Below are 17,022 nucleotides of genomic sequence, written 5' to 3'. Positions count from 1 at the left end.
GCGGGCCGACATCGCATTGTCGGCCAACCCCGCCCGCTTCGCGCGCCTTTCCGGCGGCAAGCGAGCCGTGCGCGCTCAACGCTCAATACACCTCGGGCACGATCATCGACTCCGGCACCGGCTGGCGGCTGTATTCGTCGTGATAGACCCGGTCGGGCAATTCGACACGCGGATGCTCGATCTCGTGATACGGCACCTGGCTCAGCAGATGATGAATGCAGTTCAGGCGCGCGCGCTTCTTGTCGACCGCCTGCACGACCCACCACGGCGCCTCGGGAATGTGCGAACGCTGCAGCATGACTTCCTTGGCGAGCGTGTACGCTTCCCAGCGGCGCCGGCTTTCCAGATCCATCGGACTCAGCTTCCACTGCTTCAGCGGATCGCGAATGCGGTTCTGGAAACGCAGTTCCTGTTCTTCGTCGGTGATCGAAAACCAGTATTTGAGAATCTGCACGCCGCTTCGCGCCAGCATCTTTTCGAATTCGGGCACCGAGCGGAAAAACTCTTCGTACTCTTCCTCGCTGCAAAAATTCATCACGCGTTCGACGCCCGCGCGGTTGTACCAGCTACGATCGAACAGCACCATTTCGCCGCCCGCCGGCAGATGCGAAACATAGCGCTGGAAATACCATTGCGTGCGTTCACGGTTGTTCGGCGCGGGCAGCGCCGCCACGCGGCAGACCCGCGGATTGAGCCGTTGCGTGATGCGCTTGATCGCGCCGCCCTTGCCGGCCGCGTCGCGTCCCTCGAAAATCACGACGAGGCGATGGCCGGTCTGCACGATCCAGTCCTGCAGCTTGACGAGTTCGCCTTGCAGCCGGAACAGTTCGCGGAAATACATCTTGCGCGCCTCGCGATGCTCGAGCGTGAAGCCTTCGGCGCCGTCGATGATGCGGTCGTCGACCTCCATTTCGAGTTCCTCGTCGTACGCATCGATGAGGTCCTCCTCGAAACGGCGTTGCCGCTCTGCCAGCATCTCGGCTTCAGGTCTCGGATCCTGCTCTTTCATTGCGGCTCTCCTGGCAACGGAAACGGTTAAGCGCGCGTCGGCAAGCGCGACGCGGACGCGCTCGATTATCGAAGCGCCAAGTGTCATCCATGTTACCGCCGCGGCGGCGTATTGGTGGTGGCGTATTGGTGGTGGCGTTGGTGGTGGCGTTGGTGGTGGCGTTGGTGGTGGCGTTGGTGGTGCGTTGAATCGGCCGCTCGGCCTTTTTGCGCTAGGTGCGCCGCGTGGCGAGTGACAGATTCAGCACGGGTCTACGGTTCGGTTCGAGAAATGAAATATTACTTGCACTTTGCCTTATTGCACTTGAAGAAGGATTTCACGGCGCCTGCAGTCTTATAGGGAAACAAGGTTTGCTCTCCCTCTTGATAGCCATCCATTCCGGTCATTGCGCTGTTGTCGACCACCCTCTTATTTTCGATCAGTCGGCCTTGTTCGTCCGAGGTATATGCAAATATTTGGTAGTATTTTCCGTATGTACCGATTCCGCGAGAATTTACATCCCAATGAACAATGGTGAAAATATTTGGCTTGCCATCGAGATTCATGAAAAACAGGGAGTCGACATTCGGCGCTCCGCCTTCTATAGAGTATTTCGCGAAGACAGTCTTTTCGCAGTCGTTCGAATTCGGTCGGTAAATCGATAAGTTTATCGTGTGATCTGCATCGTTCTTTTCGATCGAAACGACCGAGTTTTTGTATATTTTCTCTGCGGAAAATACACCCATGGATGGCGATACAGCGGGGCAGACAGCACGTTCGTCTCCGTTGGCATTAGCCAACGAGGCGGACGAAAGCAAAAGGCAGCAAGCAAGGCATTCCAAAAAACGTTTAATTCGTTTCTTGCGGAAGCCCCAAAATCGGTGCAACTCTGTTGTACGCAATGAGTCTTTCGGCATGTCCATTTTGTCCTCCGTTGATCTGTTGAGTCACAGCTGCAACATCTCCCGTATCTGCTACCGGATTCACGCTGCGAGTTATGGCCCAATGATTGCATACCCTTTCGCGTATTTGTTCAAATATGGCAGGATCTGCCGGTGATATTCGACTGATCCGGCCGGATCCACGGCATTCAGCATCTCGAGCGTAATCAACTCCGCTGCCACCTTAAAATTTCCTACCAATCCAAGCGGATGAATGTGGGAAACAGTGGCGCTCGAGGACCTATCCGTAATTTCGTGGGCGAGGCATATCATGAAGGATCAAAGTCATGGATATGCCGATGAAGAAGAAACGCACCGTCGCTTCGCAGGCAGCGGCCCGAGGGCCGCTGCCTGCCCTGCCTGAAGCGCTGCTCGATGAACTGGTCAAGGGGCCGATGACGCCCGCCGAGGTCCAGGACCTGATGCTCGCGTTCAACAAGGCGCTCATCGAGCGCGCGATGGGCGCCGAGATGAACATGCATCTGGGCTACCGGCCCGGTCAGCCCAAACCCTCCGAGCAGACCAACGAACGCAATGGCGCCAGCGGCAAGACGGTGATCACCGAGCGCGGCCCGCTCAGGGTCGATCTGCCGCGCGATCGCGAGGGGAGTTTCGAGCCGCTGCTGATTCCCAAACACGAGCGCCGTTTCACGGGCTTCGACGAACGCATCATCGCGATGTACGCGCGGGGCATGAGCGTGCGCGAAATCCAGGCGTTCCTGGCCGAGAGCTATGGCACCGGGGTCTCCCCCGACTTCATCAGTTCGGTCACTGACGAGGTGATGGCCGAGACGCTCGCCTGGCAGAGCCGCCCGCTCGAGGCGATGTATCCGGTGGTGTTCTTCGACGCGCTGCGCGTGAAGATCCGCGACGACGGCGTGGTGAGCAACAAGGCCGTCTATCTGGCGCTGGGCATCCAGGCCGATGGCCAGCGCGACGTGCTCGGCCTGTGGATCGAACAGACCGAGGGCGCGAAGTTCTGGCTCAAGGTGTTCAATGAACTGAAGACGCGCGGCTGCCAGGACATCCTGATCGCGGTGGTCGACGGCCTGAAGGGCCTGGCCGGGGCGATCGGCACGGCGTACCCGCGCACGACCGTGCAGACCTGCATCGTGCACCTGATCCGCAACAGTCTGGAGTACGCGAGCTACAAGGACCGCAAGAGCGTCGCCGCGGCGCTGCGTCCGATCTATGCAGCCGCGAGCGAACCGGCCGCCCTGCAGGCCCTGGAGGCCTTCGCCGAAGGCCCATGGGGAGCGAAGTACCCGACGATCGTGCAGTCGTGGCGACGAGCGTGGGAGAACGTCACGCCGTTCTTCGTGTTTCCCCCCGAGATACGCCGGGTCGTGTACACCACAAACGCCATTGAGAGTCTGAACATGCAGCTGCGCAAGATCATCAAGACCCGCGGCCACTTCCCCAACGACGAGGCCGCCATCAAGCTGCTCTGGCTGGCGCTGCGCAACGTGCTGGCAAAATCAGTACGGGCGGCATTCGACTGGTCATCCGCCATGAACCAGTTTGCTATCCTGTTTGGTGAGCGATTCACCAACGCACGCGGGTAACTCCGCCCATCGCCTCGCACACAAAAATGCGGACAGGTTCGCGCTCGACGGGAAACCTTCAACCGGTGCGACTTCGTGCCAAAACCGCAGCCCGTCGATACGCGCCTTTTCCGCTTGCCAGACAGTCAAGCCCGCCAGAAAACCATTTTGCAACTCGCTGCCCGAACCGAGACAACTGATAGTGGTGAAGGCAGCCGAACATTTGCGTCCCCTCGATTTGATTGTGCCCGCCGTGATCCTGCTCGCCGCCCGTACCGCGCTTTCGGCCCCGGATAAGCGTGCATGGAATTGCGCCATGACATGCGCACCGACCCAAACGAGAGGTGTTCGTCCCCACGCACACCGGATTGCGAGTGCCCGAGCGCTAGCGCAGCGGTCTCGCGAAGCTGAGTTCGTGGCCGTCAGGATCGGTGATGTGGAAATAGCGCTCGCCCCACGACGCATCGGAGGGTTCGAGCGAGGGCTTCAATCCCGCCGCGAGCGCCTTGCGGTAGAGCGCGTCGACGTCCGACACGTGGACGATCACGCGGCCCCACCAGGCGACCGGCGCGCGTGTGTCGAGAATCAGGTTCAGATACGAACCGCCGAACGCGAACGATGTAAACGCCGCCTGCGGCCCACCGTAGTTCATCGGAAAGCCGAGCGCCTGATAAAACAGCACGGCGCGCGGCATGTCGGCGGTGGCGAGCGTGATCGCGCTGAGCGATTCGATCCGTGGTTCGGCCGGCGCGCTCGATGGCGTCGAAGGTGAGTTCATGGCGGCTTGTCTCCTTGGGTTCGCGGCGCGGCTCGTGACTGCGACCTGCGGGCAGGGTGTCCGGCGTGTGCCTTGGGGAAAGTGTCTCATAGCCACGCCGGCACGCGCCGCCTCGCGCCGCACTTGAAAACCCTGGCCCCGCCCCGCATCTGCATGCCTGTTTATCCGGAGCATCGCCATGGGAAGCCGTCCACGCTTCATCGATGACCTGTCGCGCGCCGCATCCGACGCCCCCGGGCCGAATCCACTCAACCCCTTATCCGACGACGCGCTGCTCGACGCCTATTCCCGCACCGTGATCGGCGCGCTGGAACGCGTGCAGCAGGCGGTCGCCTTCATTGCCGTCGAACGCCGGCTGCCCGGCGAGCCGTCCGCGCGCGACAGACGCGGCGCGCGCGGCGGCACCGGCTCGGGCTTTCTGTTCACGCCCGACGGCTATCTGCTCACCAACAGCCACGTCGTGCACGGCGCGACGCACATTCAGGTGACGCTCGCGGACGGCGCGAAATTCGACGCCGATCTGGTCGGCGACGACCCCGGCAGCGATCTGGCCGTGTTGCGCATCGGCTCGCCGGAACCGTTGCCGCACGTCGAACTGGGCGAATCGTCGAAGCTGCGCGTGGGGCAAATAGCGATCGCCGTCGGCAATCCGCTCGGCCTCGCGCAAACGGTGACGACCGGCGTGGTCTCGGCGCTCGGGCGCTCGCTGCGCTCGAACTCGGGCCGCATGATCTATGACGTGATCCAGACCGACGCGGCGCTCAATCCCGGCAATTCGGGGGGTCCGCTGATCAATTCGGCGGGGCAAGTGATCGGCGTGAATACCGCGATCATTCCGGGCGCGCAGGCGATCTGCTTCGCCACCGCGATCGATACCGCCAAGTGGGTCATCATGCAGATCTTCGCGCACGGCCGCGTGCGGCGCGCCTATATCGGCGTGGCCGGCACCACGACGCCGCTGTCGCGCCGCGTGCAGCGCTATTTCGGCTTGAGCCTGGAAAGCGGCGTACACGTCATGGAGATCGTCAAGGGCAGTCCGGCCGCGCTCGGCGGCCTGCGCACCGACGATACGATCGTCGCGATCGACACGCTTGCCGTGCCCGACGTGGACAGCCTGCAACGCGCGCTCGACGCGTCGCGTATCGACAAGCCCGTCAACGTGACGGTGCTGCGCGGCGCGCAGCGGGTCGAATTGACGTTGACGCCGGTCGAACAGGTGAGTTGACGCGATGGGCTTCCCGTAGACGAAAAAAAGCCCGGCGCTCGATCGGTTCGGGCGCCAGGCCAGGCTTTTTCGTCTCCGTCTTCGTCTTGATACGGCGCGTCCATCGAGACGCGCCGCCTGCCATGCGCGGGCCCGCTTACTGAATCACCCGCGTCACACCACGGCCGCGCGGATCGGCCGCCGCTTCCGGCGTGTCGCCGTCGATCCTGATCGCCTGAATATCGCCGTTGAAACCCTGCTGCTTCAGCGTATAGCCCTTGGCTTCGACCTCCTTGGCAAGGTCGCCGTCGATCGGCTTATACGACTCCGTGAAAATCGTGTTCGGCGGCAGCAACTGGTGATGGAAACGCATCGCGCCAACCGCTTCCTTCAACGGCATATTGAAGTCGTAGACGTTGTTGATCACCTGGAAGATCGACGTGAAGATGCGCGAGCCGCCCGGCGTGCCGATCACGAGCGACACCTTGCCATCCTTCGTCAGAATCGTCGGGCTCATCGAGGAAAGCGGGCGCTTCTTCGGTTCGATCGAATTCGCGTCGCTGCCCACCACGCCGAACATGTTGGCGACGCCCGGCTTCGCGGAGAAGTCGTCCATTTCGTCGTTCAGCACGATGCCGGTGCGATCCGCCACCACGCCCGAGCCGAAATAGCCGTTGATGGTGTACGTGTTCGCCACCGCATTACCCCACTTGTCGACCACCGAGAAATGCGTGGTTTCCGCCTTCTCCGGCATCGAGGTGCCCAGACCCGGCTGCACGCTCTTCGTGTCCGACGGCTCCTTCGGATTGACTTCGGCGGCGCGTTTGGCGATATACGCCTCGTCGGTCAATTGCGCGACCGGCACCTTGTAGAAGTCGGGATCGCCGAGATATTGCGCGCGGTCGGCGAACACGCGCTTTTCGATTTCCGCGATCAGATGGATGTATTGCGCGGAATTGTGCGGCACGTCCTTGAAGTCGGACGCGAGGTCGGCCTTCATCTTCAGCAGTTGCACGAGCCCGATGCCGCCCGAGCTCGGCGGCGGCGCGGTGTACACGCGATAGCCCTTCCAGTCGGCCTGGATCGGTTGACGCCACACGGCCTTGTACTGTTGCAGATCGGCCTTCGTGATGAGGCCGTGGCCGCGCATGGACTCCGCGATCAGATCCGCCGTCTTGCCTTGATAGAAGTCTTTCGCGCCCTGATCGGAAATGCGCTGCAGCACGGCGGCGAGATCGGCTTGCTTGAAGGTGACGCCCTCTTTCAGATTGCCGAAGTAGGTGTCGAAGTTGGTCTTGCCGGCGAACTCTTTAGCCGCGTCGTCGCGGCGTTTCTGCAGTTGCTGGCTCACCTCGAAACCGTCGCGCGCATAGTGGATCGCCGGCGCCAGCACCTGCTTCCATTTGAGCTTGCCGAAGCGGCGCTGCGCCTGCCACATGCCGTCGACGGTGCCCGGCACACCCACCGCGCGATAGCCGTACAGGCTCATGCCCTTGATGACCTCGCCCTTGTCGTCGAGATACATGTTCTTGGTCGCGGCCAGCGGCGCGCGCTCGCGATAGTCGAGGAAGTACGGCTTGCCGTCGACATAAAGCGTCATGAAGCCGCCGCCGCCGATGTTGCCGGCTTCGGGATACGTCACGGCCAGCGTGAAGGCGATGGCAACCGCCGCGTCCACGGCATTGCCGCCTTCCTTGAAAATCTGCTCGGCGGCGTCGGCGCTATATTTGTCCGCGACCGCAATGGCGGACGCGGTGAGTACGGCGGGCTGGGCTTTCGCGGGCGGCTTCGCGACGGCCGGCGTGGCCTCGAGAAAGCCGGTGGAAAGGGAAACGAGTGCGACCAGCGCGAATGCACTGGCGGACGATTTGGCGTTGCCGAACAACTTCATTGCATATCCCCCAAGACTCTTTCATCGGACGGTCACGAAAGCTGTCTTGGGCTTATAACATGCGAAGCGCCCGTTTGCGAAGCCGTGCATTCCGTAGTTGCAATGCGCGGTACACAAACGGGCGTGCTGTTAGCCGGGTTCAGGGGCCCGCCTCGGTTAGCCGCCGCCAGGCTGCCAACCGGGCATGCCGCTTAAGCCGAAGCCGCCGGCGTGAGCACCTGCGAAGCGACTTCATCCACCGCCGCGCGCGCGAGCTTCACGATCTCATCCACCTCGCTGCGCGAGGTGACGAGCGGCGGCGCGAAGCCGAGAATGTCGCCGTGCGGCATCGCGCGCGCAATCAAGCCGCGCTCCAACGCGGCGGCCGAGACGCGCGGCCCCACTTTCAACGCCGCGGCGAAAGGCTGACGTCCGTCCTTGTCGGCCATGAATTCGAGCGCGGCCAGCATGCCCGCGCCGCGCACTTCGCCGACGAGCGGATGCGAGTCGAATGCGGCGTGCAGTTGTTCGAGCAGGTACGCGCCCGTTTGCGCCGCGTTCTGCGTGAGGTTCTCGCGTTCGAGAATATCGAGGTTCGCCAGCGCCGCGGCCGCGCAAATCGGATGACCCGAATAGGTCCAGCCGTGACCCATCGCGCCGAATTCCTGCGAAGCCTTGTCGATCACGTCCCACACGCCTTCGCTGACGATCACGCCCGACAGCGGCGCATAAGCACTGGTCAAGCCCTTCGCCACCGTGATCAGATCCGGCGTGATGCCGTAGTGCTGCGCGCCCATCTTCGAACCGAGCCGCCCGAAACCGCACACCACTTCATCGCAGATCAGCAGAATGTCGTGCTTCTTCAAGACCTGCTGGATCGCCGCCCAGTAACCGGCCGGCGGCGGCAGGATGCCGCCCGTGCCCATCACCGGTTCGGCGATGAAGGCGGCGATCGTATCGGCGCCCTCCTGCGCGATCAGCTTCTCCAGTTCCTCGACGCAATACGCAACGAACTGCGCCTCGTTCATGCCGGCAGGCGCATGCCGATACCAATGCGGGCACACCGTATGTTTGACGCGCTCGATCGGCAAGTCGAAACATTGATGAAAACTCGGCAAGCCGGTCAGGCTGCCCGTGACGATGCCCGAGCCGTGATAGCCGCGCTGGCGCGAGATGACCTTCTTCTTGTTCGGCCGGCCCTTGACGTTGTTGTAGTACCAGACGAGCTTGATCTGCGTTTCGTTGGCGTCCGAACCGGACAGGCCGTAGTACACCTTCTTCATGCCCTGCGGCGCCCAGTCGATGATGCGCGACGACAGTTCGATGATCGTGTCGGTCGAATGGCCGACATAGGTGTGATAGTAGGCAAGCTTCTTCGCCTGCTCGTAGATCGCTTCGGCGACTTCGGTGCGGCCGTAGCCGATGTTCACGCAATACAGGCCCGCGAACGCGTCGATATACGACTTGCCCTGGTGGTCTTCGATGCGGACGCCTTTCGCGCCCGTCACGATGCGGCCCGGCAGCGCGCCGCTCGCATGGTCGTGAGCGTGCGTGGAAGGGTGCATGAAATGCGCGCGGTCGGCGTCGAAGAGTTGGTCGAGTTGGGTCATGGAAAGCTCCTTCGTTGAATCGTTGAATGCGTTGTGCGGGTTCAGGCCGCTGCCGCGTGCGGCGCGGTGTTCGTGCGGTGAGCGGGCATGCTGTCGGTCACCGGCAAGCCGAGTTGGCCGAGGCAGAAATAGCGCGTCTCGACGAACGGCTCGAAGCCCTCGGCCCCGCCCTCGCGGCCGAGGCCGGATGCCTTCATGCCGCCGAACGGAATCGGCGCGCCGGTAAACTTCACGCCGTTCACGGAGACCATCGCGAAGTCGAGGCGGCGAATCAGTTGAAACACCGTGTTGAGGTCTCTCGCGCACACGTAGGCGGCGAGCCCGTATTCGGTATCGTTCGCGCGTTCGATCACTTCATCGAGCGAATCGAACGGCGAGACGGCCGAGATCGGCGCGAAGTTTTCCTCGTCGTAGATGCGCATGCCGGGCGCGGCGTCGGCGACCACGGTCGGCTGGAAGAACCAGCCGCCGCGTTCATGCGCGGCGCCGCCCACGGTGATGCGCGCGCCCTTCGCGCTGGCGTCCGCCACGCGCGCCGCGGTGGCGTCGAAAGCGGCCTGATGCATGAGCGGGCCGACGTCCACGTTGGCTTCGAATGCCGCGCCCACGTTGAGTTTTTTCACGGCGTCGCTGTATTGCGTGACGAATGCTTCATACACCGCACGCGCGACGAAAATGCGATTCGCCGCGCAGCAGTCCTGCCCCGAGGTTTGAAACTTCGCGGCGATCGCCACGCGCACAGCCTGGTCTAGGTCGGCGTCTTCGGTCACGATGAAGGGCGCGTTGCCGCCCAGCTCCAGCGCTGTTTTCTTGATGCCCGCTTTCGCCGCCGTCTGCATGACCAGCGAACCGACGCGCGTCGAACCGGTGAAGCTCACCGAACGCACCCGCGTATCGCTCACCAGCGTTTCCATCGCCATGTGCGGCTCGCCGAGCACGACGTTGAAGACGCCTGCCGGAAAGCCCGCTTCTTCCGCGAGTTGCGCAAGCGCCAATGCCGAGAACGGCGTTTCGTGCGCGGGCTTCACGACGACGGTGCAACCCGCCGCCAGCGCGGCGGCCGCCTTGCGCGTAATCATCGCGCAGGGGAAATTCCACGGCGTGATCAACGCGGCCACGCCGACCGGTTCGATCATGGTGCCGAGTTGCGCGCCGTCGATATGCGTGGGAATCGTGCGGCCGTTCAAACGCCGCACTTCATGCGCGAACCACTCGACGAAACTCGCGCCATAAGCGATTTCACCGCGTGCTTCCGCCAGCGGCTTGCCCTGTTCGAGCGACAGAATCGCGGCCAGATCATGCTGATGCCGCAGGATCAGTTCATGCCATCGCAGCAGCAGCGCGGACCGTTTTGCGACCGGCAGCCAGCGCCACGTCGAGAACGCGCGTTGCGCGGCGTCGACGGCTTCGGTGATCTGCGACGCGTCGAGCATCGGCACGTGGCCGAGTATCCGCTGATCGGCGGGATTGAGCACGGCGACGCTGGTGGCGCTGGCGCTGTGCACCCAGCGTCCGTCGACGTAGCACAGCGACTTGAAGAGAACCGGATGACCCAGCAACATGACGACCTCCTGTGTGCGATGTATGTCTGTCACTGTACGTTCCGCAGCGAGGCGGTTTTTTTGGTTCCGGCGTCCACAGGTGCGGGTTTTTTCTGGATTTCGCCGTGGCGTGTGGTGAATTTCGGGCCATGCCGCCGCGCTGCTTCAACCGCTTTCGCCAACGGCTTCGTCCGCCCAATCCGGCAAGCCTTCCGGCATGCTCTTCACCACCTTGGTGACGATATACGTGAAGTACTTTTCGATGCCTAGCTCGTCGGTCAGCAGCGAATCGATGAAGCGCTGATAGTGATCGATGTCGCGCGACATCACGTGCATCACATAATCGACGCCGCCGCCCGTCGCATGGCATTGCACGACTTCGGACGCCGCGCTCACGCGTTCCTCGAAGCGCCGCATGTCCTGCGCGGTATGCCGCGCGAGCGTCACTTCAACCACCACGCGGCTGCCCTTGAACGCGCGCACCCAATCGATATCCGCGCGGTAGCCGCGAATCACGCCGCTCTCTTCAAGACGTTTGACGCGCTCCCACGCCGGCGAAATCGACAGATTGATTTCCTCGGCGAGACGCGACTTGGTGATGCGTCCGTCGCGCGCGAGGATGCGCAGAATCGCGAGGTCGTAGCGGTCGAGTTTCATCGCGCGATCAAACGTTCACCGGTATGCCGCGCTCGACGACATCCGCCACCACCGCCACCGTATCGCCGATCCGCACGAGCCCGGGAAAATGCCGCGCCGCGAGCAGGCCGCTGCGGCGCGCGCGATATTCAACGGGCGCGACGCCCGTGCGCGACGCGTCGTAAATCCGCGCGATCAGTTCGCCGCTTTCGACCATGTCACCGAGGTCCTTGCACATCTCCAGCAGGCCGTCATGTTCGCTGGTCGTATAGCACGAGCCGTCGGGCATATCGAGCAGCGTGGTGGTGCGAGGAGTGTGCCGGTCCGCTGCCTTACGCCGATCGAGAATGCCCGCATTCAGCAGAAAGCCTTGCACGCCGCGCGAGGCCACCGCCACGCTTTGCGCCGTCGCGGTTCCGCCGCCGCCGAGTTCGGTCGACACGAACACCTTGCCCGCCTCTTCCACCGCCGTATCGAACAGGCCCACGCTATCGAGTTCGAGCATCCGCATCGAATACGGCGCGCCGAACGCGCGCATCGCCGCCTCGCACTGCGCCTGCTGGCGTGCGTCGGCCAGCACGTGAATCGCGGCGAACGGCACGAAGTCGAGCGTGCGGCCGCCCGCGTGCAGATCGAGCACGTAGTCCGCGAGCGGCAACAGGTAGCGCTGGAAATAGTCCGCGATTTTCTCGGTGACCGTGCCGTCCGGCTTGCCCGGAAAACTGCGATTCAGATTGCCGCGGTCGATCGGCGACGTGCGGCTGCCCGCGCGAAACGCCGGGTAGTTCATGAACGGCACGATGATCACGCGGCCCTTCACGTCAGCCGCCTTCAGCGTCGCGGCGAGCTTCGACAACGCGATCGGCCCTTCGTACTCGTCGCCGTGATTGCCGCCGGTGAGCAGCGCCGTGGGGCCCGCGCCATTGCGAATCACGCTGATCGGGATCATTACCGCGCCCCATGCGGACGCATCGTGCGAATACGGCAGCTTCAGAAAACCGTGCTGTTCGCCGTCGGCATCGAAATCGACCGTCGGCTGAATGGGTGATGCCCGCATGTGCGCTACTCCTTCACGAACAGCTTGCGCGGCGTGTTGCAAAACGTCTCGACGCCGGTCTCGGTAATCAGGATGCTTTCGGTGATTTCGAGTCCCCAATCGTCGAGCCACAGGCCCGGCATGAAGTGGAACGTCATGCCGGGTTCGAGGACGGTCTTGTCCCCGGGGCGCAGGCTCATCGTGCGCTCGCCCCAGTCCGGCGGATAGCTCGCGCCGATCGGATAGCCGCAACGGCTGTTCTTTTCGATGCCGTATTTGTGCAGCATCGCGAAGAAGGCGTTGGCGATGTCCTCGCAGGTATTGCCGGGTTTGGCCGCGGCAAGCCCGGCTTCGATGCCCTCGATTACCGCGCGTTCGCCTTCGATGAAATGCTTCGGCGGCTTGCCGAGATACACGGTGCGCGACTGCGGGCAGTGGTAGCGCTTGAAGCAGCCGGCGATTTCGAAGAAGGTGCCGGCGTTCCTCGCGAACGGCGTGTCGTCCCACGTCAGATGCGGGGCGGCGGCGTCCGCGCCGGTCGGCAGCAAGGGCACGATGGCCGGATAGTCGCCGCCATGTTCGTCCACACCCGTAATCCCCGCCGAGTAGATCTCGGCCACCAGATCGTTCTTGCGCATGCCGGGCTCGATACGCTCGACGATATGCGCGTGCATCTTCTCGACGATGCGGGCGGCGACCCGCATGTATTCGATCTCGCGCGGCGACTTCACCGCGCGCTGCCAGTTGACCAGCGCGGTCGCATCGCGCCATTGCGCCTTCGGCAAATGATTGACGAGCGAGCGATAGGCGGCGGCGCTGAAATAGTAGTTGTCCATTTCCACGCCGATCTTCAACGCGCCCCAGCCGCGCGACTCGATCACCTCACGCGCCAGATAGTCCATCGGGTGACGCTCGGCGGACTGCACGTAATGATCCGGGTAACCGATGATCTGCTCGTGCTGCATGAACACCGTGCGCTTCGCGCCATTGGCGTCCTGGCCGCGGCCGAACCAGACCGGCTCGCCGTCGAGCGCCAGCAGCACGCATTGATGCACATAGAACGACCAGCCGTCGTAACCGGTCAGCCACGCCATGTTGGTCGGGTCCGACACGATCAGCAATTCGATCCCCGCAGCCTGCATCGCCTTGCGCGTCTTGCCGATACGCGTGGCGTATTCGGCCCGCTCGAACGGCAAACGCACGACCGGCGCTTGTGCGCTCACGCCCGCCTTTCGTTCCAGTTGTGTTGTCTCAGCCATCGTGCCCTCTCAGCCCTTCACGTCGTTGCGAAAAATCGTTCCCACGCCCGCGCTGCGCGCTCGCTGCAGCGCGAGCGCCGCGATCGCGGTGTCCTGCGCGCCGGTGCCGGTCAGGTCGCAGATCGTCACGTCCGAATCGTCGACGCGGCCCGCGGCCTGTTCGGCGATCACCTGGCCCAGTTCGGTCACGGCGGCGTCGGCGTGCATCGTGCCCGCATTCAGCGCGTGATGCAGTTCGCCGAGCACGCGCGTCTGCTGCGCGCGGTCGCAGATATAGCGCGCCGCCGCCAACGCATCGGGCGCGATCTCGTTCTTGTGTTCGGCGTCCGAGCCCATTGCCGTGATGTGCAAACCCGGATGCAGATGCGCCGCTTCGATCAACGGCGTGCGGCTCGGCGTCGTGGTGATGGCTACGTCCGCCTCGGCCAACGCGTGATGAACGTCGCGCGCGACCTCGCAGGGCACGCCCAGCGATGCGCTCATCTCTTCGGCGAAACGCCGCGCATTGGCGGGATTGCGCGCCCACACGCGCACGTGTTCGACGCGGCGCACGAGCGTCAACGCCTGCAACTGCAAACGCGCCTGTTCGCCGGCGCCGAGCACCGCGACTTGCGGCGTGTGCTGCCTCGCGAGCCAGCGCGCGGCGACCGCGCCCGCGGCCGCGGTGCGTACGGCGGTCAGATAGCCGTTGTCGAGCAGCACCGCCTCGGTCAAACCCGTCTTGGCGGAAAGCACCAGCATCAGCCCGTTGAGGCTCGGCAAACCGAGCGCCGGGTTATTGAAAAAGCCGGGGCTCACCTTGATGGCGAAACTGTCGAAGCGCGGCAGGTACGCGGTTTTCACGTCCACTTCGCCGTTGTGTTCGGGCAGATCGAGCCGCAGGATCGGCGGCATCGCGACGGCCTCGGTGGCGAGGGCGAGAAAGGCCGCTTCCACCTGGTCGATCGCGGCGCGATCGAGCGGCACGAGTTCGCGAAGCTGCGCTTCGCCAAGGAGCGTGATCGAGGTCATAGAGGATTGAGCGGGTCGGATTGCACCGGCGTGGATTCGACGATGCGGTGATGCAGCTTCATATCGATGTTGGCGCCCGTGACGATCAGCACGAGCGGGCCACGTTGAATGCGTTCGGCCGGCAATGCGCCGTCGAGCAGCGCGGCGATTCCGACCGCCGCCGCGCCTTCCACGACGAGCCGCTCGTGCCGGTACGCATGGACGATGCCGCGCGCGATCGACGCCTCGTCGAGCAGCACGGTCTCGTCGATCAGATCGCGCGTGAGCGCATACGTATAGCGGTTTTCGAGGCCGATGCCGCCGCCGAGCGAATCCGCGAGCGTTTCGACTTCGTCCACGAGGACGGGCCGGCCGGCCGTGAGGCTCGCGTGCATCGCGGCGCCGCGCGCCATCGTCACGCCGGTCAGACCGATCGCGCGATTCGCATTTTTAGCGGCGAATGCAACGCCCGCAAAGAGGCCGCCGCCCGATAGCGGCACGACGATATTCGCGACGTCCGGCAATGCTTCGACGATTTCGAGTCCGATCGTCGCCTGGCCCGCGATCACGTGCAGATCGTCGAACGGCGGCACATAGGCGAAGCCTTCCTCGCGGACGAGCCGCAGCGCTTCGTGTTCCGCGTCGTCCTGGCTGTTGCCGACAATGCGCACTTGCGCGCCGAGCGAGCGCACCGCCTCGACCTTGTTGCCGGGCACGAGCGCCGACATGCACACCGTTGCTTCGACACCCAGCGCGCGCGCCGCATGCGCGACGGCGCGGCCATGATTGCCCGTGGATGCGGTGATGACCTTGCGGCAGCCTCGTTCGGCGAGACGCGCGAGCGCGTTGGTCGCGCCGCGCAGTTTGAAACTGCCGGTGGGTTGCACCGTTTCCAGCTTGAGAAAGACCTGCGTACCGGCTGCGGCCGACAGCGTCTGCGATTCGATCAGCGGCGTGCGAACGACGCGCCCCTCGATACGGCGACGCGCGCGATAGACATCGGCTAGCGACAGTACGGACATGAACTCGGCCTTGCACGAAAGGATTCGGTGCCGATGCCGCCGCGCCTGCATGAGTGGGCTGATTGCGGCCGCATCGTCTTCAATGCAGCCCAGTCTAATGTTCTAAAAAACGATTTCTATTGTCCTAGTTCATTTCGTTTATGTCGCTCGCTCTCACGTGAAATCGTGCACCTGCGGGTACTGCTCGAACACGTCGCGCATGATTTCCAGCGCGCCGTTATAGGTCTCTTCATTCACTTCGGCGCCGACGCAAACGCGCACCGCGTTCGGCCGGTCCGCGCCGCGCACGAGAAAAGGATCGGGCGAGGTCACGGCGATATCGCGGTTGCGCAACTCCCTCACCAGCCTGTCCGCCTGCCAGTGATCCGGCACGCGCAGCCACGCCGACAACGCGTGCGGATGCGCGCCGAGCACGTAGCTGCCGAGCGTCTGCTGCAATTGCGCCTGACGCCGTCCCAGCCGCTCGCGTTGTATCTGCACGAGACGTTCGGCCGTGCCGTCGACGATCCAGCGTGTCGCCACTTCGGCCATCGGCGAGGTCGCCATCCAGCTACTCACGCGCAGCACGCTTTCGGCGCGCAGCGCGAGCCGCCGCGGCGTGGTCAGGTAGCCGATGCGCAAACCGGTCAGCACCGATTTCGTCATGCTGGTGCAGTAGAACGACAACTCCGGGATCAGGCTCGATATGGGCGTGGCGGCCTTGGCGGGCAAAGGGCCGTAGACGTCGTCCTCGATCACGTACACGCCGTAGCGCTCGGCAATGCGCGCAATCGCGCGGCGCCGCGAATCCGGCATCAGCGCGACGGTGGGATTGTTCAGCGTGGGCGTGCAGACGAGCGCGGTGATGCGCTCGCTGTCGCACATCTCCTCGAAGTGTTCGGGATGAATGCCATACTCGTCGATCTCGAGACCCTTCAGCGTGAATCCCAGTACATTCGCGGAGCCGATCACGCCGTGGTCGGTGAGGCTTTCGCACAGCACCGTGTCGCCGGGGCCGACGAGCGATGCCAGCGCGAGGAAGATGCCGTGCGCCGCGCCGTTCGTCACGAGCAGCGTGTCGGGCGAGGCGGGCATGCCCAGCGACGCGAGCCACGCCATCCCCGCCTGCCGATGGTGCTCGAAGCCGGCAATCGGCCGGAACGCGCGAATCCACGGTTGGTCGTCGAGCGTGGAGAGCGTCGCGCATACCTTGCGCCACATGGCGTCGTGCTCCGGCGTATGCACGATGCGCGCGATCGAAAAATCGACCACCGAGCGCTCGGCCGTATCGAGCATGTAGCTCGACATGGTTTCGGTCACGCGCGCCGCCACGAAGCTGCCGCGCCCCACTTCGCAGCGGATCAGCCCCTGGCGCTCCAGTTCCTTATAGGCGTTGGTGACCGTCTGCACGCTGATCGCCAGTTCCGCGGCCACGTCGCGCTGCGGCGGCAGGCGCGCGCCGGCCGGCAACGACGCGCTCTCGATGTCGCCGGCAATCGCCTTCACCAGCCGTTTATATTTCGACTCCACGCCATGCACCGCGCGCACGGCCTCCCGCCACTGCTCGATCAACGCTGCCTCCACGGTTCCAGGCCCCCGCCCTTGTCTGCTTCGACTTCCATAG

14 protein-coding genes are annotated in these 17,022 nt (G+C 63.8%); 2 read left to right on the top strand and 12 right to left on the bottom strand.

The features are described from left to right. Window positions 1-82: 82 nt before the first annotated feature. On the bottom strand, window positions 83-1,009 hold the full coding sequence (gene ppk2 / locus ACOCG7_RS02650; protein ID WP_073430479.1) for a polyphosphate kinase 2: 927 nt from the start codon (window positions 1,007-1,009) through the stop codon (window positions 83-85). A 278-nt stretch (window positions 1,010-1,287) separates the two neighbouring features. Continuing rightward, window positions 1,288-1,911 (bottom strand): hypothetical protein, encoded by a 624-nt coding sequence (locus tag ACOCG7_RS02645; protein WP_143326548.1) that lies wholly within the window; start codon window positions 1,909-1,911, stop codon window positions 1,288-1,290. 311 nt (window positions 1,912-2,222) lie between these two features. Between ACOCG7_RS02645 and ACOCG7_RS02640 the strand changes: the two genes are divergently transcribed. Continuing rightward, on the top strand, window positions 2,223-3,494 hold the full coding sequence (locus ACOCG7_RS02640; RefSeq protein ID WP_412534878.1) for an IS256 family transposase: 1,272 nt from the start codon (window positions 2,223-2,225) through the stop codon (window positions 3,492-3,494). Between the two features lie 364 nt (window positions 3,495-3,858). Here the strand turns inward: ACOCG7_RS02640 and ACOCG7_RS02635 are convergent, their stop codons facing one another. Beyond that, window positions 3,859-4,251 (bottom strand): VOC family protein, encoded by a 393-nt coding sequence (locus ACOCG7_RS02635; protein WP_073432163.1) that lies wholly within the window; start codon window positions 4,249-4,251, stop codon window positions 3,859-3,861. A 178-nt stretch (window positions 4,252-4,429) separates the two neighbouring features. On the opposite strand from ACOCG7_RS02635, the gene ACOCG7_RS02630 reads away from it, so the two are divergent. Next, entirely contained in the window at window positions 4,430-5,476 is a 1,047-nt protein-coding gene (locus tag ACOCG7_RS02630) for a S1C family serine protease (protein WP_073432162.1), read from the top strand. A 136-nt stretch (window positions 5,477-5,612) separates the two neighbouring features. On the opposite strand, the gene ggt is transcribed toward ACOCG7_RS02630, so the two are convergent. The 9 genes from ggt to ACOCG7_RS02585 form a co-directional block, all read right to left on the bottom strand. Then, a complete protein-coding gene (gene ggt, locus ACOCG7_RS02625; protein WP_244745856.1) occupies window positions 5,613-7,346 on the bottom strand; it encodes a gamma-glutamyltransferase in 1,734 nt (577 codons plus the stop codon). Between the two features lie 191 nt (window positions 7,347-7,537). Next, the gene (locus tag ACOCG7_RS02620; protein WP_083082789.1) at window positions 7,538-8,935 is read right to left on the bottom strand and encodes an aspartate aminotransferase family protein; all 1,398 of its coding nucleotides are present in this window, start codon (window positions 8,933-8,935) and stop codon (window positions 7,538-7,540) included. Between the two features lie 41 nt (window positions 8,936-8,976). Then, window positions 8,977-10,497, bottom strand: coding sequence for an NAD-dependent succinate-semialdehyde dehydrogenase (locus ACOCG7_RS02615; protein ID WP_073432159.1), 1,521 nt, complete (start codon window positions 10,495-10,497; stop codon window positions 8,977-8,979). A gap of 144 nt (window positions 10,498-10,641) precedes the next feature. Further along, the gene (locus tag ACOCG7_RS02610) at window positions 10,642-11,133 is read right to left on the bottom strand and encodes an Lrp/AsnC family transcriptional regulator (protein ID WP_073432158.1); all 492 of its coding nucleotides are present in this window, start codon (window positions 11,131-11,133) and stop codon (window positions 10,642-10,644) included. 7 nt (window positions 11,134-11,140) lie between these two features. Then, on the bottom strand, window positions 11,141-12,169 hold the full coding sequence (gene doeB, locus ACOCG7_RS02605; protein ID WP_073432157.1) for a N(2)-acetyl-L-2,4-diaminobutanoate deacetylase DoeB: 1,029 nt from the start codon (window positions 12,167-12,169) through the stop codon (window positions 11,141-11,143). A gap of 5 nt (window positions 12,170-12,174) precedes the next feature. Continuing rightward, the gene (gene doeA, locus ACOCG7_RS02600; protein WP_083082791.1) at window positions 12,175-13,407 is read right to left on the bottom strand and encodes an ectoine hydrolase DoeA; all 1,233 of its coding nucleotides are present in this window, start codon (window positions 13,405-13,407) and stop codon (window positions 12,175-12,177) included. Window positions 13,408-13,416: 9 nt separating this feature from the next. Continuing rightward, the gene (locus tag ACOCG7_RS02595) at window positions 13,417-14,418 is read right to left on the bottom strand and encodes a cyclodeaminase (protein ID WP_073432155.1); all 1,002 of its coding nucleotides are present in this window, start codon (window positions 14,416-14,418) and stop codon (window positions 13,417-13,419) included. Next, window positions 14,415-15,419: a hydroxyectoine utilization dehydratase EutB gene (gene eutB, locus ACOCG7_RS02590; protein WP_083083082.1), complete on the bottom strand. Its 1,005-nt coding sequence runs from the start codon at window positions 15,417-15,419 to the stop codon at window positions 14,415-14,417. Before eutB ends, ACOCG7_RS02595 begins: the two co-directional genes overlap by 4 nt. Before the next feature lie 153 nt (window positions 15,420-15,572). After that, complete coding sequence (locus ACOCG7_RS02585; RefSeq protein ID WP_083083084.1) at window positions 15,573-16,970, bottom strand: PLP-dependent aminotransferase family protein; 1,398 nt, start codon at window positions 16,968-16,970, stop codon at window positions 15,573-15,575. Window positions 16,971-17,022 lie beyond the last annotated feature (52 nt).

This window comes from Paraburkholderia sp. DD10, from assembly GCF_049177125.1.
GTDB classification, from domain to species: Bacteria; Pseudomonadota; Gammaproteobacteria; order Burkholderiales; family Burkholderiaceae; genus Paraburkholderia; species Paraburkholderia terricola.
Note: the sequence above shows the minus strand (reverse complement) of the source record. Positions and strands in the feature narration are given on the sequence as shown.

Excerpts from the sequence above, each read along its gene's own strand:
- ACOCG7_RS02645 (WP_143326548.1), bottom strand. The coding sequence starts at position 1,911 with ATGGACATGCCGAAAGACTCATTGCGTACAACAGAGTTGCACCGATTT.
- ACOCG7_RS02620 (WP_083082789.1), bottom strand. The coding sequence starts at position 8,935 with ATGACCCAACTCGACCAACTCTTCGACGCCGACCGCGCGCATTTCATG.
- doeA (WP_083082791.1), bottom strand. The coding sequence starts at position 13,407 with ATGGCTGAGACAACACAACTGGAACGAAAGGCGGGCGTGAGCGCACAA.
- ACOCG7_RS02635 (WP_073432163.1), bottom strand. The coding sequence starts at position 4,251 with ATGAACTCACCTTCGACGCCATCGAGCGCGCCGGCCGAACCACGGATC.
- ACOCG7_RS02630 (WP_073432162.1), top strand. The coding sequence starts at position 4,430 with ATGGGAAGCCGTCCACGCTTCATCGATGACCTGTCGCGCGCCGCATCC.
- ggt (WP_244745856.1), bottom strand. The coding sequence starts at position 7,346 with ATGAAGTTGTTCGGCAACGCCAAATCGTCCGCCAGTGCATTCGCGCTG.
- ACOCG7_RS02640 (WP_412534878.1), top strand. The coding sequence starts at position 2,223 with ATGCCGATGAAGAAGAAACGCACCGTCGCTTCGCAGGCAGCGGCCCGA.
- ACOCG7_RS02595 (WP_073432155.1), bottom strand. The coding sequence starts at position 14,418 with ATGACCTCGATCACGCTCCTTGGCGAAGCGCAGCTTCGCGAACTCGTG.
- doeB (WP_073432157.1), bottom strand. The coding sequence starts at position 12,169 with ATGCGGGCATCACCCATTCAGCCGACGGTCGATTTCGATGCCGACGGC.
- eutB (WP_083083082.1), bottom strand. The coding sequence starts at position 15,419 with ATGTCCGTACTGTCGCTAGCCGATGTCTATCGCGCGCGTCGCCGTATC.
- ACOCG7_RS02615 (WP_073432159.1), bottom strand. The coding sequence starts at position 10,497 with ATGTTGCTGGGTCATCCGGTTCTCTTCAAGTCGCTGTGCTACGTCGAC.
- ppk2 (WP_073430479.1), bottom strand. The coding sequence starts at position 1,009 with ATGAAAGAGCAGGATCCGAGACCTGAAGCCGAGATGCTGGCAGAGCGG.
- ACOCG7_RS02610 (WP_073432158.1), bottom strand. The coding sequence starts at position 11,133 with ATGAAACTCGACCGCTACGACCTCGCGATTCTGCGCATCCTCGCGCGC.